Here is a 23,332-nt window from a genome sequence, read left to right on the forward strand (position 1 = left end):
GTCTTTTTCTCATCAAGAGAGAAGGAACTCTGAATTCTTTTGTTCTTTTTTCCCTCGCCCCTTGGTGGGAGAGGGTCAGGGTGAGGGGGCAACTCATTTTCATCCTCATCTGGTGCTGCTAGGTAGCATACGGGTCCAACCTGAAAATACCTGAACACGTGAAAAGGAATCATAAAAAGTGGAAAAAAGGCACACCCCACCTGAATCCCCCCTCAATGGGGGAATAAATTAAATAATTCTCCTCCTTGGAGGGATGCCGCTTTACGGCGGGGAGGGTGTCTTTCGCTTTTCCCTCGTTATCCTGAGAAAAGGCTAAAGAAATACGAATAAAAGATGAGATCCTCACGGCTTCTAAATACGAAGCCTCAAGATGACGCCGATAGCATGAGATGAGATTCTCACGTCGCGCAATACGCTCCTTAGAATGACGGAGAGGATGGATGAGATTGCCACGTCGTCCAACCTAAATACGGTTGAACTCCTCACAATGGCAGATTTAATTGGTATTTTTCATTTTTACCTGTTGCAGAAAAGCAACATAAAGACTTAAATAAGGAGGGGAGTAGTTGATGAGTATAAGTATGTTTTTTGTGATTCTTATTCTATTAATTTTGGTATTTACATTTTTTAATTTTGTCGAGAGAGCTTTTGCAATAAATACAGACCAATTTATATTAAAAAGTCCATCCTTTAGCCAAGGAAGCATAATTCCAAAAAAGTTTACTTGTGAAGGAGAGAACATTTCTCCAGAATTAATCTGGGAGAACCTTCCAGAGAGCACGGTTAGTCTAGTCCTTATCTGTGAAGACCCTGATGCTCCGGTTGGGATATGGACTCACTGGGTTCTATACAATATTCCTACGGGGTTGCATTCGATTCCGGAAAACCTAAATAGTCATGAAGATTTGATTACTCAAGAGAAAATTTTAGTTGGAATGAATGATTTTAAAAAATTGGGATATGGGGGTCCTTGCCCACCTCCGGGTAAACCACATCGCTATTTTTTCCGCCTGTTGGCTTTAAATGCAAAACTTGACCAGAAAAGTGGATTAAATCGAGATCAAGTGTTGGCAGCTATCAAAGGACAGGTTATAAAAGAAGCACAACTTGTTGGATTATACGGTCGTTGAAAAATAAAAAAACATAATCAATAAAAATCAAAACTGGAGGATAGATAATATGTATCCGTGGCACGCAACTTTTCACATGGGTATTGTCCATTTTATGGCTTACCCTCAGGTTAAAACCGAGAACGAAATCTTAGAATCGGTCCATAAAATTTTAAATGATGACTTTTTCCAAGCAATTGAAGTGAATGTGTCGTATGAAGACATCATTTTAGAAAAAATTTCAGCTCTATGTGAAACAGCTGATGTTGAATTTTTACTCGGAGCACAACCATTTCTTTTATCAAAAAAGATCAATCTCAATGCAGGAGATGATGAAGAAAGACAACAAGCTCTTGAATTGTGCAAGCTGCAAATTGAGCGTTCATATCGGTGCCGGGCTCGCGCTTTAACCTTTTTATCGGGCCAGTATGATTTTATAGAAAAAAAAGAGGAATTAAAACAAAATTTGATTCATTCTTTAAAAGAATTGTGTCATTATTCCCAAGAAATAGGCAATACAGCAGGATATCAATTGGGGATCGACCTCGAAATATTTGATCATACTATTGATAAGAAAGTATTAATCGGTCCGGCTCCCGATGCCTTTGATATAGCAAAGAATGTAAAAGCTGATTATCCAGCCTTTTCTTTAACTGTTGACCTTTCTCATATACCTTTAACCTTTGAGGATCCATACTACGTATTGAAACTATTGGCTCCCTTTATTGGCCATGTCCATATAGGAAATGGTATCCTGGATAAGAAAAATCCTTTTTATGGAGATCATCATCCACGTTTTGGGATTGCCGGCGGCTGTAATGATTATCAAGAGGTAGCCAACTTTTTAATTGCGCTGGAAAAAATTGATTATTTTCACCAAAGGGTTATGACCAAAAAACCAGTCATTTCTTTTGAAGTGAAACCATTGCCTCATGAGGATTCGGATTTAGTCGTGGCTAATTCAAAAAGAAAATTTTTAGCGGCTTTAGATAAAGTTCACATCGATCATAAAGAATTGGAAAATAAGATATGACAAAACCTCGAATATTTGTAACTCGACTGATTCCCCAAGAGGGTTTGGAGATCTTAAAAGAATGTTGTCATATAGAAGTGAGTGATCATGATGGAGTAATTCCCCGTTCTCTTCTCCCGGAAAAAGTAAAAGATTCCGATGGTTTATTAGTTCTTCTTACTGATATGATCGATAAAGAAGTAATGATTGCGGCAGGAAAGAAACTGCGAGTTATTTCTAATTATGCAGTTGGATATAACAATATTGATGTAGTTGAAGCAACCAAAAGAGGGATAATGGTTACCAACACCCCTGGGGTTCTTACCGAAACAACAGCGGATTTAGCTTGGGCACTTCTGATGAGTATTGCTCGTCGAATTGTTGAAGGAGACAAGTTGGTTCGAGCTGGAAAATTCCGAGGATGGGAACCAATGTTGTTGTTAGGGACTGATATCTATGAAGCAACTTTAGGTCTCATTGGGTTTGGTAGGATAGGCCAAGCCGTAGCTCGGCGAGCCACGGGATTTAATCTCAAAGTAATCTATTACGATAAGGAACCGGTTTCTCCTAATATAGAAAAGGAATTGAAAGTAAGTTGTGTAAATTTGGATGAGCTCCTTCGAAAGAGCGATTTTATTTCAGTACATGTTCCGCTGACTGAGGAAACTTTTCATCTCATTGGTCAGGAAGAATTAAATATGATGAAAAAAGAAAGTTATTTAATCAATACTGCCCGAGGACCAATAATTGACGAAAAGGCTTTGGTTAAAGCGCTAAAAGATGGTGTCATTCGTGGGGCAGCACTGGATGTTTTTGAAAACGAACCAGCGATTGAGCAGGAATTAATGGCTTTGGACAATGTCGTCATAGTTCCCCATATTGGTTCGGCTTCCTATCGGACGAGAACAAAAATGGCAATCATGGCTGCGAAAAATTTAATCAGTGCTTTAAAGGGAGAAAGGCCAGAATTTTTAGTCAATCCAGAGGTCTTAGATAAAAATTGATATAAACTAAAAAACTTCCTATTCTGAAAATACACTAATGCTTAAAAATGCCGTCATCCTGAGCCTTCGCCTTTCGAGGGCGTGGGGATCTCATCTGACGCTGAGGCGTCATCCTGAGCGGTGCTTTCCCGCGTGAGGATCTCATCTTATCAGCTTTTTTTATTTCCTCTCCACTGGTGGGAGAGGATGAAGGTGAGGGGGAACCCTAATTATCTCTAACTGGTTTAGCCTAAAAACACCAAACCTGGATCTCAACCCAGTATTTTCACCCTCAGCCTCACCTTCTCCCATCAAGGGAGAAGGAACTCTGACTCGTCATTGCGAGGAACGAAGTGACGTGGCAATCTCATGAGTTCAATCTTTTTTATTCCTCTTTTTAGAGAAATGAAGTTTAAGAAGGATTCGTTTCTTCCGGTTCTTTCAAATCCCCCTTACCTCCTTTTATAAAGATGGAAGCTTTTTTTCATGGGTTTCTCGCCACCAAAGCTCATCAAAACTTAGTATTTTATTCGACTCACGATTCACGATTTTGAGAATGAGATTGCCAAACAGTCCAACCAAAGAACGGTTGTTAATCAAATATTGGTAATTTTGCATTTTTCACCCTCAAATTGGATAGTGGTATGATTAATTTGAAATTCATTCCTTAATACCCTATTAATTTGATCGCGGAGTTGATCCATTTCGTTTAGTGTTTGACAGTTAATCAAAGCATGAAGTTCGGAGTAGCGTTCATTTTCATTCAAAGACCAGACATGAATATGATGGATGTTTTCAACTCCTGGTATTGATTCAAGCCGAGATTTAATCTGAGAAAGATCAATATCGGCTGGTGTCCCTTGCATTAAAATGTGAACAACCTCTCGGAAAATTGTATATCCTTCTTTTAATACATAGGTAATTACAATCAAGCTAAGAACTGGGTCAATGTAAAACCAACCAGTATAATGAATAATAAGTCCTCCAACAATGACAATTACAGATGAAATCGTATCAATAACGATGTGCAAAAAAGTACTTTTAAGGTTCATGCTTTTTTGAGATTCTTTAAATAGCAGAACTGCTGAGAAAAAGTTTCCGAGAAGACCAATAAAAGCAACTGGAAGCATGATTATTGAACTCACTTCTTGAGGGTGAATTAATCTTTGTATGGATTCATAAAAAATGTAGACTAAGGTAATAAAAAGAAGTATAGAATTGATTAAAGCTGCAATAATCTCTGCCCGCTTAAATCCATAAGTATTTTTTGAAGACTTTTCTCTATTGGCAACTCGAAGAGAAAAAAGACTAATGAACATCGAGGCGGAGTCGCTCAGGTTATGGAGGGCGTCAGAAATTAAAGATAAACTTCCCGACAATATACCACCTATAATTTCGAAGATGGAGATGGTGAGGTTCAAAATTATAGTTATAATCAGTTTATTTTCACTTTTTGATCGTTTAAGGTCGTTCATAAATAATGAGGAATGATGCGGCTTTTAAGCCGCATCATTTTAATCGTGCAAAGAAATTGCTTTTTCGCTTTTCCAAAGTCCATGAATATTACAATAAGATGTAGCGTAAAAAACACCTGGTTTTTCCAGTTTCACTGTGAAACAAGAATAGGGTGAAGTGTAAACTGGTCCTTGGTTGGCACCTTCAGTTGATTCACCGTGAGCGGTATAATCAAAACGAGCTACCTGAAAAGGAAACTTTGCACCTTCTGGAAGAAAATAAATCTCAATCCAACGAATATGGTGTTCAGTGGTATTAGGATGTGGTATTTCTTTTCCTACTGATACTGAATAATTGGCAAAATCTCCTTTTTTTACCGAATCGGGACCGTCAATAACCGGGGAATGTTTCTCTTGTTTCCAATCGGCCGACTGAAATAACTCTCCAAATTCTTTCATGTGATTACCTCCTAAAAAGTCTTAAAGAGCTCTTTTTTTGTGTTACAAACCGGACAATAATTGGGAAGCTCTCCTTCAATCGTATACCCACACACTGGACAAATGAATATTTTTTCAACGTCAATATCTTTTCCTTTTTTGGCAGCTTCTTTGGCTTCTTTATACATTTTTTCGTGGACTTTTTCCGTTTCCCAGGCATAATGAGTTGATCGAACCGCACCTTTTTCGTTTTGAAATGAGGCGGTATTGTTGTAAACTGGATACATTTCTTCAACTTCAAAGTTTTCTCCAGCAATTGCCATGTCTAAATTTTTGACACTTTCATTAATATTACCCAACTCCCGAAAATGATTAGTGGCATGGACTTGTTCAGCATAGGCAATTGCTTTAAAAAGTCTTGCTAAATTGTGTTTTCCTTCTTTTTCTGCAACTTCAGCAAAGATGAGATATCTCATATGAGCCTGAGATTCACCCGCAAAAGCATCTTCAAGATTGTGTTGTGTCATTTTACGCATAAAGAAATCCTCCTATTAATTTAATTCTATTAAACATCCAATTAAGCATAAGTATTCCTGATTTCTGGTTATTTTTCAATATTCTCTCATCTACATATAGCTTAAATGGATATATTTGATATAAAAATTACTTTTTTTTGTAATGCTCAGAATCCTTTTTTAATTAAATTTCCGAGCAAGTTATTGGATTTGGTCAATGAAATAATTGACAATAAATTATTGGAAATATGAACCAAGATCGATTAAATGTTAAAATTATTTTAAAGAAAAGCTCACCATAAAGAGAAAGGACCAAGAGAATGAAAACTATAAAAGCTCTTTTCCCAGTATATTGGCAGTTAGTATCCAGTCGAGAAGGTATCATTTTGATCACCGGTATTCTGGCAGTGGTGTTTTACGATACATTTTATCTTCAATTGGTTCGAATTTTTCCTAATTATTCAATGCAGCTTTTTCTTTTAACTGGCATTCTTTGGCTTTTTGTTTTTCCTTCCTTGGTTAATCGTTTTTTTATGAAAATTCCATATCATGAATTGGGAGGAAGTATTGGTTCCATTCGAAACTGGGGGAAATGGTTGCTCTTTTTGCTTGCTCTGGGCATCGGGTGGGCATATATTGTTTCAAGAAATCCATCCTATCGTTCTTTTTACCCCATGTTTCCAGCTGCACGCACTTCAATCGTACAATTTGTATATTACCAATGCATGGTTGCTCTATATATGTATTCTTGGGAATATTTTTGTAGAGGTTTTCTTCTTTTTGGATTAAAAAACAAATGGGGGCGTTATGCTATTCTCATTCAACTGATAATTTTTACCCTTCTTCACCAAGGGAAACCTGAATATTTGGTTTCTATCATTGGTGGTTTGGGAATGGGTATATTTGCTTACGAAGCTGGGACTTTTTTACCGGTATTTCTCCTTCATTTTATTACTGCTTTATTTTTAGATATTTTTTGCGTTATCTAAATTCAAAGTTAAAAGGATAACCAGCAGTATTTTGATATCTCTATTCCAAGTATGATAATTCAATTTGTTCTTGCTCCCTGTAAATTTTTTACCACCACTTAGGTTAATATTTTACAGGAATATTGGGAATAGATAACCAAAAAACTGAAGATAAATATAATGTATCCTCTACTTCTAAGCTCTTCTTGGTGTATGAAGGGGATTGTAACACAGTCTGATTGCGAGGAACGCAGTGTGACGTGGCAATCTCAGCCAACCCCTCTGTCATTCAGGCTGTGTCATAATTATTCTGTAAATTTTTTACCACCTCTTATGTTAATATTTTACAGTAATATTGGGAATAGATAACCAAAAAACTGAAGATAAATAGTATGTATCCTCCACTTTCAAGCTCTTCTTGGTGTATGAAAGGGATTGTGACACAGTCTGATTGCGAGGAACGCAGTGACGTGGCAATCTCATCCAACCCCTCCGTCATTGCGAGGAACGCAGTGACGTGGCAATCTCATCCAACCCCTCCGTCATTGCGAGGAACGCAGTGACGTGGCAATCTCATCTTTTTAAATATTTATAAAGAAAGAACCTAAAAGACGAGATCCTCACGGCCTCTGAATACGAAGCCCCAGGATGACACCTCAGCGTCAGATGGAGATCCTCACGCGGGAAAACACCGCTCAGGATGACCGATTAGAATTCATTCAATGATATTCTCGGGATAGACCCTCATGCTGCTTTCGCAGCACCAAGTGAGGATGAAAATGAGTTACCCCCTCACCCTGACCCTCTTGTACAAAGGGGCGAGGAAAAAAAGAACAAAAGAATTCAGAGTTCCTTCTCCTTTGATGGGAGAAGGTAAGGATGAGGGTTGATTTTTAAACTGTTCACGGTTTACACTTCACAGTTCACGGTATTTTCAGGATAGACCTTCATGCTGCTTTCGCAGCACCAGATGAGGATGAAAATACCTATCTAAATCCGTCATTGCGAGGAGCGTCTTGTGCGACGTGGCAATCTCTACCATCCACTTAGTCATTCTGAGGAGTCCGGTGTTTTTGCCGGACGACGTAAGAATCTCATCATTTAAAGTATTTATGAAGAAAAAACTTAAAAGATGAGATCCTCACGCCCTCAAAAAGCGAGGGCTCAGGATGACCGATTAAAGGCACACCCCCCTTTATCCCCCCTCAATGGGGGAATTTATAAGATGGTATTTTCAGGATAGAACAGCGTTAACTTTACCAGAATTCAAAGTTGAAAAGATTGCTGCATTTTGTATAAGGAATGAATAAAGGGAATTATTGCTATTGGAAAATGTATTAATATTTAATACCTAAATACCGATGCAATGATTGACTTACCTGGAATATTGTCGGCTTTCAAAGCAAAAACTGATCCACTATGTCTTAAAACTTGATTGGCACAAAAATCAAGTAAATCGGTATCACCAGGTTCATTTTTTTCATGAATAATGATTTGGTTGTTATCTGGATTAAAACGCCCCCATTTTTCAATTCCTATGGCAACAAAAAGAGTATCAATTCGTCCGTGATAAGCAGCTGGAATAATATCTTCAAGTTTAATTGACGCGGTTCTTTCGCCTTTTTGAAGGAGGGCTTCACATTTTTCGAGAGCTTCTCTCTGAGCTTGGTAAAAAATTGGTTCGACAATTTTCCAAACTTTTTCATGGAGTTTGTCTTTAGTGAGGTTTTCTGGATTTCCTTCAATTCCTTCTTCCAACAAATACGGGTAGGTATTTACTTCCCGATAAATTGGGAGCAGATAATCTACACCAGCAAGAACCAGAGGGATTTTTTCGTTCCGTAGGTATTCATGAAGGGATTTATTAACCACTTGAAAATATCGTTGAATTATCTCTTTGGTATTGTAACCAGCCCCATGACCAAAAAATATCGCTGAACGATCTCCTCTGGTAGTTGGGGTACCAGTATGAAACTGTAAAAGTTTTTCCATTCCCTCTTGACGAATGACACTGGCTAACCCTTCGGGAACTCCTTCAAGATCAATCTCATTTACTGTATATCGAGTACCTTGCATAAGTTTAATAGAATTTTGACTAATCGCTAAAATGAAAAAACGGCCATCACCCACTAAAAGGGGGAGAAGTGGTTTAATATGAAAGTGATCGGCAACAAAAACCAGCTCTTTAAAGCGATAGGGTTGACGGTAGGAATGGAAAAAATTTTTTGAAAGAAATACAGCTAAACCATCACTTTGATGTTCCCAGAAAAGACTATCTTGCTGAAATTTTTTTACTGGCGAAAGATAATCTTTTAACTCATTTTCCCGAAAACCTCGATCAATAAGATGTTTCTCGGCAATAGATAAGAGGTTTTTAAATCGAATCGGGTTTTGTTGAGTATCACCGCTTTTTTCCATAGGAGAATAAAGGGAAACACATACGCCTTCTTGTTTCTTAAGAAGGTTTTGAATATCCTCCCTGGTAATTATGTTCATAACCATTCCCTCCTATTTAAAAAATTGGGGAAAAAATCTAAAAAACCATTTACATTGATGGATAATATAGGATATTTTAGTTGATGTGAATTTATACTTTTTGCGCTTTTCATTATTTTAACATGAGTTATGAAAATGGGAATTTAATGATGGAGGGAATATAAATGACAGGCTATGAAAGAATTGTTGCAGCTTTGGAAGGGAAAAAAACTGATATTCTTCCTTATATTGATGGATTTGACTGTCTTGAAGCTCGCTTAGCATTTTTTGGTCCACAAGTTATGTCTGGAACGTGGGATGAAATCGCCTTATTGGAAGCTGAGCTTTTTCATTCCGATTGGGTAATTGTACCCGCACCTCTCAATATTCCAGGAGGAGCTGGTATATTCTGCGACGTCTTAACTGAGGACGAAACACATTTATTAATAAAAACCTTTTTTGGAGGAATTTGGTATTGGCGTAAAAAGCCCTATTATGCAAAGGCATTTTATAATCCAGTAAAAGATATTGAAGATTTGGAAAAGATACCTGAACCCAATTGGGAGGAGCTAAGGAAGCGTGTAAAATCGATTAAAGAGCCGATAAAAAGGTTAAAAGATCGAGGGTATTTTGTAACCATGGAAGGAAAGGGTTCTTTTGAAGCAACTTGGATGCTCTTTCGAGGTTTAGAGAATACCTGGATGGACATCGCTTCGGAACCAGATCTGGTTAAGAAAATGTCGAGACGAGCGGTAGATGCAGTTATTAAACTGGCATTAATGGTAGTTGATGAGTGTGAGGTTGATGGACTTTGGATAACCAACGATATGGGAACCCAGACAGCAGCATATTTTAGTCCAAAAAGCTATCAAGAATTGTTTAAAGAAAACGATAGGAGAATTGTCCAGGCATTACATTCGCGAGGGAAAAAGGTTATGTTTCACTCTCATGGAAATGTTATGTCACTTTTTGAAGACTTTGTTGAAGCTGGTTTTGATTCCATCGATCCACTTGATGCTTATGATGGAATGGATTTTCAATTTATTAAAGAAAAGTTTGGTAAAAAGGTTGCCCTCAAGGGGGGTATTAGTTGTACAATTGGACAGATGAAGAAAGAGGATTTATTGAAGCACATTCAAGACATAGTTACCATTGGTGGCGAGGAAAGGTTTATTCTTTCTGGTGCTGGGGGAGTTCCTCCAGAAATGAGTTTGGAAAATTTTAATGCTTATCGTGATTATATTCATCGAGCAAGAAGAGGTGATTATAAAAAATCCTAATTAATATAAAAATAAATAAGTTAATTATCTAATTTCTTTGTTATAATGAATTCCATACTATTGAAAGGAGGTTTGCTGGTAAGTATTCTGTAATGATTAAAACCCTTAGATTCGCTCAATGAGGGTGAAGAATGATAAGAGGATTTTTTAAGGAGGAAAGCAGGAATGAAAAGAATCATAGTTCTAAGTTTAATCGTCATTAGTGTTTTGTTAATTGCTATTGTACCGGCTTTTGCAGCAGAAAAGCGATTTGATGGTGTAACCTTAAAAGTCTTTGCCAACTCCCACGATCCCATGCTAAAGGCAGTAAAATGGTCAATCCCAGTAGTGAAGGAGAAATTCGGGATTGACATTTTAATGGACGAAGCCCCTTATGGAACTCAATTTGATAAAGCCATGTCGGCATTTGTAGCCCATACCGGTCAATATGATGTCATTGTTGGTGCTCATCAGTGGACGGGAGCCTGGGCAGATGGTGGTTATGTAATTCCACTGGATGATTACATAAAGAATGATCCAGAATTTGATCCATCAATTTATGTAGAAAAAGCATACCAAATAAATTCAGAGTGGAAAGGAATACAATATGCCCTTCCTTTCAACATGGAAGGCCGTTTAATGTTCTACCGGAAAGACATCTTTGAGAAAGAAGGATTTAAAGTACCGACGAATCTCGAAGAATGGCTGAACATCGTTCAGTCAATTAATAATAACCCAGAATACAAGGAAAAAGGAATCTGGGGAGCCGTTTACATGTATGCAACTGAACAGGGCATATCCTATCCTTTTGAAACTTATTTCCAAATGTTTGATTGGGATAGCGTAAAAACTGAAAATGGTTTTTGGGATGATAATTTCCAAGTCTGCATTGATAAACCAAAAATGGTTGAAGCCTTCCAATACTGGCAAGATCGTTTAAACGATATGCCTCCTGGAGTTGAAAGTTACAATCTCCCCGAAGCCTATCAATTTTATCTCGATGGAAAAGCAGCAATGACCGAGGTATGGCCGCTTACCCTTTATGGTATGCTTCTTGATCCGGCTAATGCAGATTTAAGAGCAAAAACCGGTACTGCTGATATTGCCATTGGTTATCCAATGTCAGGTGGATGGGGAATATTTATATGCGCAGACTCTAAAGTCCAGGATGCTGCTTGGGAATATATTAAATTCATGACCAATGCCGAAAATGACCTCTTTTTCTTCAAAGAATTTGGTAAAGGACCAAGCGCAAAAGCAACTTATACCGACGATTCTTTAAAGGAAACCTACGGTGATTGGCTCGAAGGACAGTCGGAAGCTATATCAAAAGCGGTTTGCTTTGGAAAAATTGCTACTATGTCAGAATTCTATGGTGGAAATTATGCAGTAATTACCAACCAGATAATGACCGGTAAGTTACCAGCTGAAGAAGGTGTCGATAAACTGATTGAAGAACTGAAAGGAATTCTTGAAAGAGCTGGTTATCCTCAGCAATAAACCCAATTCTCCAATTTAAAAAAAATAACTACGGGGAGAGAATTTTAGTTATTCTCCCCGTAGTTATTGATTAGAGGACTGCTTATGATTGAAAAAAGATTAAAATACTATTTAATATTGCCCGCTTTAATAATATTCCTGGGTTTAGCTATTTATCCGTTATTTTTTGCTTTGAGGGGAAGTTTTTTTATTTGGCGCTATGGGATGCCTGCTCAATTCGTGGGTTTAAAAAATTATATTGATCTTTTTAAATCCAGTTTTGCCTGGAATGCCTTACAAAATACCATTATATATGTTGTCCTTGCAGTCTTTTTAGAGTTGATAATTGGTTTGGTATTGGCCGTTCTTATGAATCGAGAGCTTGGTTTTTTCCGTCCGGTTGTTCGAACTGCTCTTACTATACCAATGTTTGTATCACCAATCGTGGTAGGCATTATCTGGAGGATGATTTACAATCCCCATTATGGTTTATTCAACTGGCTTTTGGGGACTCAGGGATTTGCCCCGACCGGAAATGAGTATGCTCTCTTTTTTGTTGTATTAGCTGATGTCTGGCAATGGACGCCCTTTATGTATGTTATTATTTTAGCTGCACTCCAAAGCATACCGCCTGAAATCTTAGAAGCAGGTGAAATCGATGGAACAACCGGTTGGCAAAAGTTTATTCATATTACTCTTCCCTCCATTTCTTATGCTATTGTTATTGCCCTGACACTGCGTTTTATGGATGCCACCAAAGCATTAGACCTCATTTACACCTTAACTTATGGAGGTCCAGGTGGTGGAACCGAAACCATTGGATTTCTCATCTTCCGCACGGCTTTCAACGATTTAAATATTGGATCTGCAACATCTTTTGCAATAATTTTTACCGTCGTTATGGGAATTCTTATTACCAGGTTCCTAGGATGGTTGAATAGGAGGTTCGAAATTGTTTAGACCTCGTAAAAAATCAAAAAAACAAATGGTTAATACTGCAATTATCTTAGTTATTGCCGTTTTTACCATTTTATACCTCCTACCTATTTATTGGATGGGCATCACCTCTTTTCGGCCGGAAGCAAAATCAATGTCATGGCCCCCCAACTTTTCGCCAACAGGATTAGTCTTGGATAATTATCGAGTTGTTTTTGAGCAAAAGTCGATTTTTTGGTATATCAGAAACAGTTTGATCGCATCAATAATTTCGGTTATTTTTTCGCTGGTTATTGGGTGCATAGCAGCGTTTTCTTTTGCCTTCATGCGTTGGAAGGCAAAAACCAAAACCTCTTTGCTGATATGGATCATCAGCCTGCGAATTATGCCTCCAATAGCTGCTGCCATACCTCTCTTTTTAATATTTGCCAGGCTTCGAATGATCGATACCTTTCCAGCGCTCATTCTCGCCTACACTTTTTTTAATCTCTCCTTTGTGATTTGGTTGGTTTATGGATTCTTTAAGGAGCTTCCACGGGAGATAGTCGAGGCTGGATTGATTGATGGATGTAGTTATGCCAAGCTGTTCACTCGAGTTGTTATTCCACTCACAACTCCAGGGATAATGACGGTTACTTTGTTGACTTTTATTGCGTCCTGGAACGAGTTTTTGTTCGCTGTTAAGCTCACTGCTTTTAATACTCGAACAATCCCGGTTCTTATATCTGGTTTTATGATTGACCGGGGTTTGCTCTGGGGACAGGTTAGCGCGGTTGGTTTGATTTCGATCATTCCGGTTATCATAGTCGCTCTCTTTATCCAGAGATATATTGTTTCCGGATTGACCTTCGGGGCAATTAAGTAACTTTTAAGAAGATTCTTATTTTAAAATTCCAAATACGGAGTATGATTTTCTTTTTTTATATTTATAATACTTTAAATTAATCAAGGTGGTGAAAGGACTAATTTAAAATAATTGGAATAAATGGTTATAAATATTAGGATTTGAGGAGATATTGAATGAACTCAAAAGAAAGAATTTATGCACTTTTAAATGGACAAACCATCGACAGAATTCCGGTAACACCAATATTAATGGCTTTTGCCGCTCGATTCATTGGGAAGACTTATCGTGATTATTATCTCGATTATCAAGTTTTAGTTGATAGTTACCTTGCCTGTCAAAAAGAATTTCATTTCGACATGGTGATGGCTATTTCTGATCCTTTTCGTGAAACCGAAGGGTATGGAGCGGTTTTTAGCTACCCCGATAACGGTATCCCGGTAATGAAAGAACCCCTCTTAAAAACCTTGGAGGATAGAGAAGTCAATTCTCTTCCGGTTTTGGATCCTCATCAAGCTTCAAGAATGAAAGATCGATTATTAGCCGTTAATGCTTTTCATCAAAGAGTTTCAGAGGATATTCCGATTCTTGGCTGGGTGGAGGGTCCGTTTGCCGAAGCGGCTGATTTGCGAGGAGTCCAAAATTTAATGATGGATATTATCGACCAACCGGAACAAGTGGAATCCTTGTTAAAAATAGTACTAGAAACAGAAAAAAAATTTGCTGAGGAGCAGATTAAAGCTGGAGCGGATATTATTGGGGTTGGTGATGCAGCTGCTTCGTTGCTTTCACCGAGTCTCTATAAAAAATACGTTTTACCTTTTGAACAGGAACTTTTTAGCTCTATTCATCAGTTAGGTGCCAAGGTGAAACTCCATATATGCGGAAATACTTCAGGACTTTTGCCTTACATGGCACATACCGGAGCGGATATTATTGATTTGGATTTTATGGTTAATTTGAAAGAAGCCAGGCAATATTTTGGTTCTCAAGTTTGTATATGTGGTAATGTCGATCCAGTAAGTGTCATGTTAGAAGGAACACCTGAAGATGTCCGAGAAGCGAGCCTTCGCTGTATTGAAGATGCTGGTATGCCTTTTATACTAAGTGCTGGATGTGAAATTCCGGTTGCAACTCCACCGGAAAACCTGCTGGCCCTATGTCAAGCAGTATTGTAAAACAAAAAAAATTAATCTTTATTATATCTATCGATTTATTTAAGTCATGTGAAAAAAACGCTGGAGCATCTACCTCAGGAAGATATATCGGGCATAGAAGACGCTCCAGCCACTTTATACCAATTATTAAATTAATAAATGAGCCACTGGCCGTTCACTTTTTTTAGAAGAAGCGATTCGTCATCGACCAGAAAAGTATTTTCAAAACAAACCCATTGGTTAAAAGGAGAGACACCTGACCCTCCCTGAGCTGGTGCATTAACAGCATAATCAACGAGAGGTATGGGAGGATAAGGAATCCAATAGGTGTTTTCGCAGAATCCGCAAACCTGACGACTCTCTAAAGTCACATTCGCCCATTCACCGTCAACCTTAATCTGTCCGGTATTCACTCCATATATGGGTATACTACAATTTTGACCGGTATATTCTGGTTGAGTAGTGAGAATGTCTAAGATAATTTGGTATTTGAGTTCAAAATTTTGATCGCTTGGACCGCCAGGAACCAAACAGGATTTAGCTAGGTCATGATTTTGAATTAAAAGGGCATTCCCATATCTTTCAATGAGGGCTTCAATTTCTACTCGTTCATAATCGGGAACAGTAGGAACGCAGCCAGTGGCAACAAAGATGAAACCTAAAATAGTAAGAATTATTAGAGCTCTTTTCATTTTTCTCCTCCTGAAAAATCATTCTTCTTTTTATTAATACGATTAATTATGGTTTTCGTTATCAACTTCCCTAAATAACTTCAAAGATTAGATGTTTATACATTTTTAATGCATCCATGATGGTAAAATTGATATCCTTCGAACTTTCGCCACCTACCAGAAGCGAGGAAAAGATTTAAAAATTTTAGTTGTTCCTTCTTACTTGATAGGAAAAGGTTAGGATGAGAATGAAAGTGGGACGAAGGAAAAACCTTTTTTTAAAGAAGGATAAAAAAAATCTATTCTCAGTTTTTCCAATAACCAGGGCTAACATTATTAGCCCTGGTTATTGGTATTTATCGCTTCGATTTGTAAAATCTCGATAATTCTTCCCCACATATGGAAACCAGCTAAATCATCTCGATATTGAGCTGTAAAAGCGACTTGAAGTCCATCTTGTTGAAATTCATCGGGAAGATTGATTGGATCATAATCCTCCTGATTATCACCGATAATTCCATAAAACCCACCTTCAAGGTCAATATAAGTAACCGTTCCGGTGCCGGAAAATTGATTTGGTGAACTTCCCGGCACACATCCAGTAAAAAGAAATGAAACAACCAGAATACCTATTAATACAAAAAACGAAATACTTCTTTTACCCAACAACGACAACCTCCTTTACCATATTGTCTCTTATATATACTTTGTTGAAAAAGTAAAGTTTCAAAAAGGCCTGCCGAATTGGCAGTCCAATTTTAAAACGACAGTTGATTTGCCAGGGTAATATGATAAAATAGTCTGCGCAGAGTTTAAGAAAACCATTTATGGTGAGTGTAGCTCAATTGGTCAGAGCACTGGACTGTGGCTCCAGGGGTTGGGGGTTCAAGTCCCCTCACTCACCCCAAAAGTTTTTTTAGAGCCTAAATATTAACTTCCTCTCTTTGAATTTTTCCCATAAAAACCTCTGAGTCCGTTGCTCTTAGAAAGGGGTTTTAAAATGGGAAAAACATTAAAATTACTCACCATCTTAACCTGGGAAGAGTACCTATCAGAGTTTTTTATTGAAAAGAGGGTACAAGGGTGTAGGGAAAGAACTATTCAAGACTATAAACTTCATCTTGACCTCTTTTTTCGAACTTATCAAGGTGATATCGATAATTATCATTTGTTGTGTAATAAGGTGAAGGAATATTTCTCAACTTCTACTATCGCTCCGGCAACTTTCAACATTCGAAGAGCTTACCTCAAGTCCTTTTTTTCTTATCTGGTAAATGTTGGAGTTCTTCCTAAAAACCCCATTGACTTTTCCAAGAGAAAGGATGAGGGAAGGGCCCGGAATGTTTCCCAGGATGTTTTAATTGAGCTTTTAAAACTCCCCGATAAGAAAACCTTTGCCGGTCTTCGGGACTATTGCCTTATCCTCTTAACTTTGGATACTGGAATACGCCCCCAAGAGGCTTTATCACTCCTTCCCAAGGATATAAACCTTTCCGGCCTGGAAGTTACCATTAGAAAAGAAATAGCCAAGACTAAAACCACTCGAACCGTTCCCATTTCACCACTTACCGCAACTCATATTCAAAAATTATTGAAAGTACGCCTTTCTACTTGGCATGATAATATACCGGTTTTTTGTTCCTATGAGGGAAAACCCTTTCTTGAGTCTTCCTGGGCTCACCGGTTGAAAAAGTACAGTTATCAACTTGGCCATTCCATAACTCCGTATTCCTTGCGCCATTCTTTTGCTCTTTTGTATCTCCGGAATGGTGGGAATGTGTTTACACTTCAAAGAACCATGGGGCACGCTGACTTGAACATGACCAAAAGGTATTTAGCATTAACTGGAGAAGACTTGAAGAGAGAGCATAAAACTGCTTCACCAATAAATTTATTTAATAAAAAAAGGGTTAAGAATATAAACCCGAAATAAAAAGGGAGGTAAAGAAAATGAAAAGAGTTGTTAATGGGAAGGTTTTTGATACTGGAACCGCTAAGTTATTGAGTTCTTTTTACTTTGGTTCTCCAGGTGATATTAATTTTATTGACGAAAGCCTCTACCGGACTAAAAGAGGGGCTTACTTTCTTGCTGGTGAAGGTGGGGCCAATACGAAATATTCACGCCAGGTTGATAATAACTCCTGGTCGGGTGGAAAGGCTATCTTTCCATTAACCATTGAGGACGCCTTAGAATGGGCTGAAACCCATGACACAGAAAGTGAAGTTATAGAAAGATATTTTAAATTAGAGAAAGCATGAGGAGGGAAATATTATGGATATATTAGCCATTACCAAGTTTAGTAACCACCTTCATTTATTTCTTGAGGATAAAGAGCTTATAGAACAATATGATAAGCTTAACCCTCAAGAATTAATGAACCAGGTAAAAGCCAGGATACAAAAAATTGATGTTTCGCAGTTTATAAAGGGTTAAAATACTGGGAGGGATAACGTGCTGCCCTCCCTCACTTCTTCCTTTTATTCTTTGGCTCTGTTTTCATTTTTAAAAACTGCTCTATATCCTCCTGGGTGGAATACCAAGCATTCCCAAGTTTAACCCCTCTCATCCGGCCAGTTGAAAAATAGGTTCTAATGGTTACATCAGTAATACCTAACATTTCTGATATTTCTTTAATATTGTAATATTCCTTCTTAAAAACAACTTTAGGCATACCCTCACCCCATATCATTTAAAATATGTTATAATTATTTTATCATACTATTCTAAAACTTATAAATATTCTTCTTTTTCCCCTCCACCACCTTCTTTTTTTTTACATAATACAGCTTATGGGAACCAGTGTAAAATAATTACCATCCACTTTATAGTGTTTTATAAATGAATAATTGCCAATAACATTGATGTATAGCTCTTATTTAGGTGGTGAATATTTATACTTTTTAACCATAATGAGGGTTGGTGTAATTATAGAATTATACCATTTTACCCTATTTTTGAAAAGTATTTTCATAGTTTTATAATTTTCATAATTTGTGGAGGAAAAAAAATGGAGGGTTATTATCTAAAATTGAAAGCCTTCATTCTTTATAGTTTATCGTATAGCCAGGTATTAACCCTCCACTACAATTCATTTAAAGGCCGTTTGAGCTCTTTTATTTTCCCCAAAGGTATAAACACCTTACCCGAAAAAGAAAGAGGGCTCCTGTGGCGTCTCATAGCGTGTAAATTACAATACAATGGCTATTTTTTGCCCGGGTTTCAACTTAACATCATTAAAGTGTGGCCCGGGTGGCTCCGGTTCTTCTTCTTTTCTTAAAAGCCTTACTCTTATAATTACCGTTTCTCCGGCTGCTTCTTGTCGTGCCAATTCCTCGAATTCCTCGGGTATGCTGCTCCAGTCATATATTTTGACCTTGCTCCAGTCAAGGGGGGTGCTTTGGTTTTCCAGCTTTTTTATTCGTTCATTAATTCTCATGGCTTTCTATCCTTTCCTTTAAGGTATCTAATTGTTCCAATAGCTCTATAATTTCTTTTCCTCTTTGGGTAATTTCAAACTCGGCCAGGGTATTTTTTTCACCTATTTTGGTTTTTTTCTCCATTTGTTTTATTCTTTGTTTCAATGTCATTATTCTCACTCCGTTTAAAAGGCCAGGGGTTAACCCGGCCAGGGATATTAGACTTTATCTACAAATGATACCCGGTAAACCTTAAACCCTTGAGCGCTCATTTCTTCGCTTTTGCTTTGGAGTTCTTCCCGAGTGGGAAAGTCACTTTCAAATAGAACTACCGGTTTAAATTCCCTTCCTATTTTGGTTTTATTTTCCAGGCTCTTTATTCTATGCTTATAGTTCATGGTTCACCTTTGATATTTCTTCATTCCAAGTGTTTATAAGTTCCTGGGGTAGGTCTTCCCCCGGGTGCTTTGTTAAAAATTCTCGGGCTTTAAAGGCCATGGAAACCAAAACCGGAGAAGTAAAAATAAATGAGGGGAATACATCATTCTCTTTAGAGGGTGAAGGGGTTAGGAATACCTCCAGGCGTTTTATTCTTTGTTCAATGGCGCTCATCATCCATCATCCTCTTTTCCAGGGCTTCTAAGCGTTCCTCCAGGTCTTCAATTTCAACCGCTCTTATGGCTAATTCTAAAATAGTCTTGGCTGCCGATACCTTGGCACTTTCCACCACCCCATTACCCATGACATCAAGCAAGGTTTCAACCGCTTTGGTTACTGACTTTTGAACCTGGGTAAGAGCATGACCAACTATTTCTTTTTTAGCTTTCCGGAAGACTGCTTGAAATTCTGAGTCATTCAACCATCGAAACATGGTACTTTGAGATATCCCAGCTTCTTGAGCGGCCAGGGTAATAGTTGGTTGGGTGATAAGACAAGCGATAGCCTTTTCCTTTTTTCGTAACATTTTTTTACTGGTTTCTACCATTTCGGTTTACTCACTTTCAATTTTTATAGTCTTTAAAACGTCCTGGGCATATTTCATTCTTTTAATATTTTCTTGTCGTTCCGCTTCGTCAAAAACCCCTTCCCAAAACCAACGGGCATATTTACGCCATTCTTTCATGTCGTTATCCATTGCTCTTTCAGTAAGGAAGGTTATTAATTCCTGTTTATACTCCTTCACCAGGTTAATTAAGTCGGGGGTGAGTTTTTCTTCCTCACCCCTCAGCTTTATATCACCATCTTTGAGGTAAATTTCAATGTTGCGCTTTTCGAGTTCCTCGAGAAGTTCAAAGGTATTCATTAAATTGTAAACTCCTTTCTCGTTATACCATCGCAACATTTAACATACTCACTTTTTAAAGGGCGTTCAGGAACTTTGGGTTCTTCCTCTTGCTCAAAATTAAAAGGCTCGATATCATCCAGGACTAATTCATTCTCGTTATGTTTAAAATTGAAGGGTTCAATGTCTGGTTTTTCTTCTTGCTCAAAATTAGGGGGTAGGTCTTCATCCTCGGGGTTGTTGTCCAAAATTAGATGTTGTTTTTTATCGGTCCTTTCCCTATGATGGGGAGATATATGGTCCGATAAGTCGGAAACGGGCATGGTTGAGCGAATTATATCGGACCTGGTATGGTCCGATAAATTAGGACTATGGTCCGATATATTTATTTTATCGGACCTAAAACCAGGATATCGGACCATGGTACTACCCGATATATTTTGCTCTACTAAGCTATTTATATTGGTATCGGGTAGTAAATTGCCCCCCACCATAGAAGGGTCCGATATATTTCTATTCCAAACTGAATAAATGGTACTTTTATTTTTACCCCTAACTTTGAGCTTCTTTTCCTTTTTCAGGCTTGACAACATTCTTCTTAGATATCGTTCATTGGTTGAAAAGGGTAATAAATTTTCAATATCTGCCCGGGTAAACTCAACACCTTGAAAATTATTTAAGATGGTTTGCCAAAGTGCTTCTTTGTAGTTCTTTCCATCGGGGTTCTTATCAATGGTCATGGTTGTAAACTCTTGGTCGTAGTCATCATATTCATCCTCGAGGGTGAATGAGAATTGAGGGAATTCTTTCACCCATCCGGCCAGGTAATGAACCAAGTGTTTTTTCTCCCCGGTCTTCTCATTTACTTTGAGTTCAACCCCTATTGAAGAACCGGCAAACCTCATTAATACCCCACTTCCTGAAATATCATGTTGGCTCATGGTCAAACCCTCTTGCTCTTTTCTGGGTTTCCTGGAATGGTAGAGAGTTACTAAAGCTATTTGGTACTTTTCGGCTAATTGGTTCAAATACAAGGCGATAGGCTTGGCGTTCTCTTCCTTGATAAGGTCGCTCAAGGTTAGGGAACTTAAAGAGTCCAGGAATACCAATTGAGCTTTAGAACTTTGGATGAACTTTTCAAGACGGGCTCTTCCTTTTTCGGTTGCTAAGTCAACATCAAGGCCGTCTTTGGCTAATTCGTTTTGGTAGAGGAAAAGAATGTTATCAGGGTTGTAATTCCATCTGGTTTTCCGCAACCGGCTCATGGGTTGGGTTTTGCTGGTATCGGCTAACACGTAGAGAATTCTTAAAGGGTGTTCCAGGTCGCTCACCCCATCAAGAACCGGACCACCCAAGGATACATCGCAGGCTATTTTCAAACTCAACCATGACTTACCGGTTTTAGGATACCCTACCAACCAAGTTAAATACCCTCTTGGGATAAGTCCGGGTATAGTCCAGGTAATTTCATCTTTCTCATTGGGGCTTGGTTTCCTGAAAAACTCAAGAGGGTTAAAGGTGAAAGTCTCTTTCTCTTTCCCAATGCCTAACCACTCCAAGGCTTTGTCTATTGCTTCTGGGTTCATGAGTTCTTTTAGCTTGGGAATTCCGGTAATGGGTTCTTTATCGCTTTTCTGGGAGGTATTCTTCACCTGGGCAAGCCTCATTCCTACTTCTTCATCTTGGGCTGCTGTGCATACCGCCTCAAGAAAAGTTCTGGTTTCCTCAATGGTGAACCCATGCTTTAGAAGAGTTCCGGCTAATGCCATAGAGGCCTCTTGTCTTGTACCTTGAGAAGGCCAATGCCAGGAGAAGAGAACCGCAGCGGCTAACATTGAAACCCGTCTTTTGAGGTCATCAGGGGCAAGAGTTACCGGTTCAAGGTTATTTACCCACTTATACTCTTCACCGTTAGGATGAATTGATGGTGGGAAAACTGTCTGTCTTCCTGTGCTTCGAAGTTCTACTATCATAACGCTTTCTTTGTCGTCTTCTCTTTCATCAATAGGAACCAATTCTTTTCTTATCGGGAACTGTTTAGTTTCAACTCCTGGGCAAGTATAGAGCTTGTGGCTTACTTTTTTTATGCCTTCACCATGACCAAAGGCCAGGGTATCGGGTAAAAAGAATTTTGCTATTTTAACCGCTGCTTTGGTATCAAGGTCAACGTCTACCAGGCCTTGAGAAGGAGAACCCAGGAGAACTCCAACGTTTGAGTTATTGTGGAAATGCTCCGGAATGTCACTTTCGCTAATACGTAAATTTTGCCAGTTATCCAATATCGCTTTTTTGCTTCGAGGGGGGATGGGAATTATCTCCCACCCCCGGGAAATGTAATTAATTAGATGGTTCATTTCTCCTCCTAAAACAAACTTAATTGCTGTTTGTTCTCGACTTTAGGTTTATTTTTAATTGTGAATAATAGGGGTAAAGGCTGCTTTTCTACGGTTAATTCTCGAGGAATTTCCTTACTCTTGGAGGTTATCCAATAATTTAGAGGGAGGGCCAATTGCCGGCCATGCCCTCGGTCTGTGAAAATGTTTTTCTTCTTGAATTGCTCCACTGTGGTTGAATAGTACATTTTTTCTTCACGCTCAAATATTTGCAGGTATTTAATGCCTTCTTCAACCGCTTCATTAAAAATATCCTCATCAATGGCAATACCTGGGGGGGTTGTCAAGAAATGCTTACTTTTTGAACACCGCTTGAATAAAATATCGCCATCGTGTATAATACGGTATCCATATAGTTTAGAATTTACATTCATTATTATTCTCCTTTAGCCTTCGGCTCTGCTAAGTCGTAGGCTTTTTTTATTCGCTCCATTCGTTAATGGCCTTCTTGAGTAACATTTCAATTTCATCACTCATTTCAACTCTTCCGGTTTCCATAGCCGATAAATAAGCAGGGGTTATTCCAACTCTTTGCGCTAATTTCCATTGTGGAATGTTCCTGGTTATTCGGAGTATCTTAATTGCTCTTCCAGTCACCTCTTAACCTCCTTTCTCTTTATTTGATGAATATTTGTTTATTTTTTAGGGCAAATAAAAAAGCCAGCACTCAACTTGAGCGCCGGCTCTGTCAGAGGATGGTATGAACCACCCGGGCTAAATTTACCCTTCACTATATAGGGAAAAATGTGACGAAAAATGTGACATTTTCATTCATAGAGAAAAATTTACCTTCTACTATATAGGGAAAAATACGCCTAAAAAAACGCCTAAAATGGTTAAATATTTACCTCCTCACTAAATACATGGCTTTTAAGTGGGGGTTTTGATAACCTCACCATTTAAATACTTCTCCTCATATATATGTGTCATTTCCTTGGGG

The 23,332-nt window shown here is 38.2% G+C and carries 28 protein-coding genes and 1 tRNA gene; 13 read left to right on the forward strand and 16 right to left on the reverse strand.

The window, feature by feature from the left end; translation table 11 throughout:
- The first annotated feature begins 569 nt into the window (after window positions 1-569).
- The 3 genes from RT761_RS05030 to RT761_RS05040 are packed head-to-tail and all read left to right on the forward strand — an operon-like array spanning window position 570 to window position 3,125.
- On the forward strand, window positions 570-1,130 hold the full coding sequence (locus tag RT761_RS05030; RefSeq protein WP_218112983.1) for a YbhB/YbcL family Raf kinase inhibitor-like protein: 561 nt from the start codon (window positions 570-572) through the stop codon (window positions 1,128-1,130).
- Window positions 1,131-1,179: 49 nt separating this feature from the next.
- On the forward strand, window positions 1,180-2,142 hold the full coding sequence (locus tag RT761_RS05035; protein WP_218112984.1) for a TIM barrel protein: 963 nt from the start codon (window positions 1,180-1,182) through the stop codon (window positions 2,140-2,142).
- Complete coding sequence (locus RT761_RS05040; protein ID WP_218112985.1) at window positions 2,139-3,125, forward strand: 2-hydroxyacid dehydrogenase; 987 nt, start codon at window positions 2,139-2,141, stop codon at window positions 3,123-3,125. The genes RT761_RS05035 and RT761_RS05040 overlap by 4 nt, the downstream gene beginning before the upstream one ends.
- A 441-nt stretch (window positions 3,126-3,566) precedes the next feature.
- Here the strand turns inward: RT761_RS05040 and RT761_RS05045 are convergent, their stop codons facing one another.
- From RT761_RS05045 to RT761_RS05060, 4 genes are read right to left on the reverse strand one after another with little or no spacing between them, the layout of a single operon-like run.
- Window positions 3,567-3,722: a hypothetical protein gene (locus tag RT761_RS05045; RefSeq protein WP_218112986.1), complete on the reverse strand. Its 156-nt coding sequence runs from the start codon at window positions 3,720-3,722 to the stop codon at window positions 3,567-3,569.
- A complete protein-coding gene (locus RT761_RS05050) occupies window positions 3,701-4,579 on the reverse strand; it encodes a cation diffusion facilitator family transporter (protein ID WP_218112987.1) in 879 nt (292 codons plus the stop codon). Before RT761_RS05050 ends, RT761_RS05045 begins: the two co-directional genes overlap by 22 nt.
- Before the next feature lie 39 nt (window positions 4,580-4,618).
- Window positions 4,619-5,017 carry a class II SORL domain-containing protein gene (locus tag RT761_RS05055; protein WP_218112988.1) on the reverse strand — a complete coding sequence of 133 codons (399 nt, stop codon included), beginning with the start codon at window positions 5,015-5,017 and terminating at the stop codon, window positions 4,619-4,621.
- 11 nt (window positions 5,018-5,028) lie between these two features.
- Window positions 5,029-5,532 (reverse strand): rubrerythrin family protein, encoded by a 504-nt coding sequence (locus RT761_RS05060; protein ID WP_218112989.1) that lies wholly within the window; start codon window positions 5,530-5,532, stop codon window positions 5,029-5,031.
- Between the two features lie 299 nt (window positions 5,533-5,831).
- Here RT761_RS05060 and RT761_RS05065 point away from each other — a divergent pair, with 299 nt between their 5' ends.
- Complete coding sequence (locus RT761_RS05065) at window positions 5,832-6,500, forward strand: CPBP family glutamic-type intramembrane protease (protein ID WP_218112990.1); 669 nt, start codon at window positions 5,832-5,834, stop codon at window positions 6,498-6,500.
- Between the two features lie 1,323 nt (window positions 6,501-7,823).
- Here the strand turns inward: RT761_RS05065 and RT761_RS05070 are convergent.
- The gene (locus RT761_RS05070; protein WP_218112991.1) at window positions 7,824-8,975 is read right to left on the reverse strand and encodes a baeRF7 domain-containing protein; all 1,152 of its coding nucleotides are present in this window, start codon (window positions 8,973-8,975) and stop codon (window positions 7,824-7,826) included.
- 164 nt (window positions 8,976-9,139) lie between these two features.
- Between RT761_RS05070 and RT761_RS05075 the strand changes: the two genes are divergently transcribed.
- The 5 genes from RT761_RS05075 (at window position 9,140) to RT761_RS05095 (ending at window position 14,650) form a co-directional block, all read left to right on the forward strand.
- Window positions 9,140-10,234, forward strand: a complete 1,095-nt coding sequence (locus RT761_RS05075; protein ID WP_218112992.1) for a uroporphyrinogen decarboxylase family protein — start codon at window positions 9,140-9,142, stop codon at window positions 10,232-10,234.
- A 165-nt stretch (window positions 10,235-10,399) separates the two neighbouring features.
- Window positions 10,400-11,713: an ABC transporter substrate-binding protein gene (locus RT761_RS05080; RefSeq protein ID WP_218112993.1), complete on the forward strand. Its 1,314-nt coding sequence runs from the start codon at window positions 10,400-10,402 to the stop codon at window positions 11,711-11,713.
- An 84-nt stretch (window positions 11,714-11,797) separates the two neighbouring features.
- The gene (locus RT761_RS05085; RefSeq protein WP_218112994.1) at window positions 11,798-12,652 is read left to right on the forward strand and encodes a carbohydrate ABC transporter permease; all 855 of its coding nucleotides are present in this window, start codon (window positions 11,798-11,800) and stop codon (window positions 12,650-12,652) included.
- Window positions 12,645-13,493 carry a carbohydrate ABC transporter permease gene (locus RT761_RS05090; protein ID WP_218112995.1) on the forward strand — a complete coding sequence of 283 codons (849 nt, stop codon included), beginning with the start codon at window positions 12,645-12,647 and terminating at the stop codon, window positions 13,491-13,493. The genes RT761_RS05085 and RT761_RS05090 overlap by 8 nt, the downstream gene beginning before the upstream one ends.
- 155 nt (window positions 13,494-13,648) lie before the next feature.
- Window positions 13,649-14,650: a uroporphyrinogen decarboxylase family protein gene (locus RT761_RS05095; RefSeq protein WP_218112996.1), complete on the forward strand. Its 1,002-nt coding sequence runs from the start codon at window positions 13,649-13,651 to the stop codon at window positions 14,648-14,650.
- A 131-nt stretch (window positions 14,651-14,781) separates the two neighbouring features.
- Here the strand turns inward: RT761_RS05095 and RT761_RS05100 are convergent, their stop codons facing one another.
- Together RT761_RS05100 and RT761_RS05105 are read right to left on the reverse strand one after the other, a co-directional pair.
- The gene (locus RT761_RS05100) at window positions 14,782-15,321 is read right to left on the reverse strand and encodes a hypothetical protein (protein WP_218112997.1); all 540 of its coding nucleotides are present in this window, start codon (window positions 15,319-15,321) and stop codon (window positions 14,782-14,784) included.
- Window positions 15,322-15,636: 315 nt separating this feature from the next.
- Complete coding sequence (locus tag RT761_RS05105; protein ID WP_218112998.1) at window positions 15,637-15,966, reverse strand: hypothetical protein; 330 nt, start codon at window positions 15,964-15,966, stop codon at window positions 15,637-15,639.
- A gap of 164 nt (window positions 15,967-16,130) precedes the next feature.
- Here RT761_RS05105 and RT761_RS05110 point away from each other — a divergent pair.
- The 4 genes from RT761_RS05110 (at window position 16,131) to RT761_RS05125 (ending at window position 17,734) form a co-directional block, all read left to right on the forward strand.
- Window positions 16,131-16,207: transfer RNA gene (locus RT761_RS05110), tRNA-His, on the forward strand.
- 93 nt (window positions 16,208-16,300) lie between these two features.
- A complete protein-coding gene (locus RT761_RS05115; RefSeq protein ID WP_218112999.1) occupies window positions 16,301-17,233 on the forward strand; it encodes a tyrosine-type recombinase/integrase in 933 nt (310 codons plus the stop codon).
- 17 nt (window positions 17,234-17,250) lie between these two features.
- On the forward strand, window positions 17,251-17,559 hold the full coding sequence (locus tag RT761_RS05120; protein ID WP_218113000.1) for a hypothetical protein: 309 nt from the start codon (window positions 17,251-17,253) through the stop codon (window positions 17,557-17,559).
- Between the two features lie 13 nt (window positions 17,560-17,572).
- Window positions 17,573-17,734, forward strand: a complete 162-nt coding sequence (locus RT761_RS05125) for a hypothetical protein (protein ID WP_218113001.1) — start codon at window positions 17,573-17,575, stop codon at window positions 17,732-17,734.
- Between the two features lie 31 nt (window positions 17,735-17,765).
- Here RT761_RS05125 and RT761_RS05130 read toward each other — a convergent pair whose 3' ends face one another.
- From RT761_RS05130 to RT761_RS05170, 9 genes are all read right to left on the reverse strand, one after another.
- Window positions 17,766-17,972 carry a helix-turn-helix domain-containing protein gene (locus RT761_RS05130; protein ID WP_218113002.1) on the reverse strand — a complete coding sequence of 69 codons (207 nt, stop codon included), beginning with the start codon at window positions 17,970-17,972 and terminating at the stop codon, window positions 17,766-17,768.
- 516 nt (window positions 17,973-18,488) lie between these two features.
- On the reverse strand, window positions 18,489-18,737 hold the full coding sequence (locus RT761_RS05135; protein ID WP_218113003.1) for a hypothetical protein: 249 nt from the start codon (window positions 18,735-18,737) through the stop codon (window positions 18,489-18,491).
- Complete coding sequence (locus RT761_RS05140; protein ID WP_218113004.1) at window positions 18,727-18,888, reverse strand: hypothetical protein; 162 nt, start codon at window positions 18,886-18,888, stop codon at window positions 18,727-18,729. Before RT761_RS05140 ends, RT761_RS05135 begins: the two co-directional genes overlap by 11 nt.
- A 47-nt stretch (window positions 18,889-18,935) precedes the next feature.
- Window positions 18,936-19,115 carry a hypothetical protein gene (locus RT761_RS05145; protein WP_218113005.1) on the reverse strand — a complete coding sequence of 60 codons (180 nt, stop codon included), beginning with the start codon at window positions 19,113-19,115 and terminating at the stop codon, window positions 18,936-18,938.
- Window positions 19,116-19,315: 200 nt separating this feature from the next.
- Window positions 19,316-19,702, reverse strand: coding sequence for a phBC6A51 family helix-turn-helix protein (locus RT761_RS05150; protein WP_218113006.1), 387 nt, complete (start codon window positions 19,700-19,702; stop codon window positions 19,316-19,318).
- A gap of 6 nt (window positions 19,703-19,708) precedes the next feature.
- A complete protein-coding gene (locus RT761_RS05155; RefSeq protein WP_218113007.1) occupies window positions 19,709-20,020 on the reverse strand; it encodes a TubC N-terminal docking domain-related protein in 312 nt (103 codons plus the stop codon).
- Entirely contained in the window at window positions 20,020-22,353 is a 2,334-nt protein-coding gene (locus RT761_RS05160) for an AAA family ATPase (protein WP_218113008.1), read from the reverse strand. The genes RT761_RS05155 and RT761_RS05160 overlap by 1 nt, the downstream gene beginning before the upstream one ends.
- An 8-nt stretch (window positions 22,354-22,361) precedes the next feature.
- A complete protein-coding gene (locus tag RT761_RS14105) occupies window positions 22,362-22,766 on the reverse strand; it encodes a hypothetical protein (RefSeq protein WP_246465243.1) in 405 nt (134 codons plus the stop codon).
- A gap of 46 nt (window positions 22,767-22,812) precedes the next feature.
- Window positions 22,813-22,989 carry a helix-turn-helix domain-containing protein gene (locus RT761_RS05170; RefSeq protein WP_218113010.1) on the reverse strand — a complete coding sequence of 59 codons (177 nt, stop codon included), beginning with the start codon at window positions 22,987-22,989 and terminating at the stop codon, window positions 22,813-22,815.
- Window positions 22,990-23,332: the final 343 nt, after the last annotated feature.

The sequence above is a fragment of the Atribacter laminatus genome, from assembly GCF_015775515.1.
Taxonomy (GTDB): domain Bacteria; phylum Atribacterota; class Atribacteria; order Atribacterales; family Atribacteraceae; genus Atribacter; species Atribacter laminatus.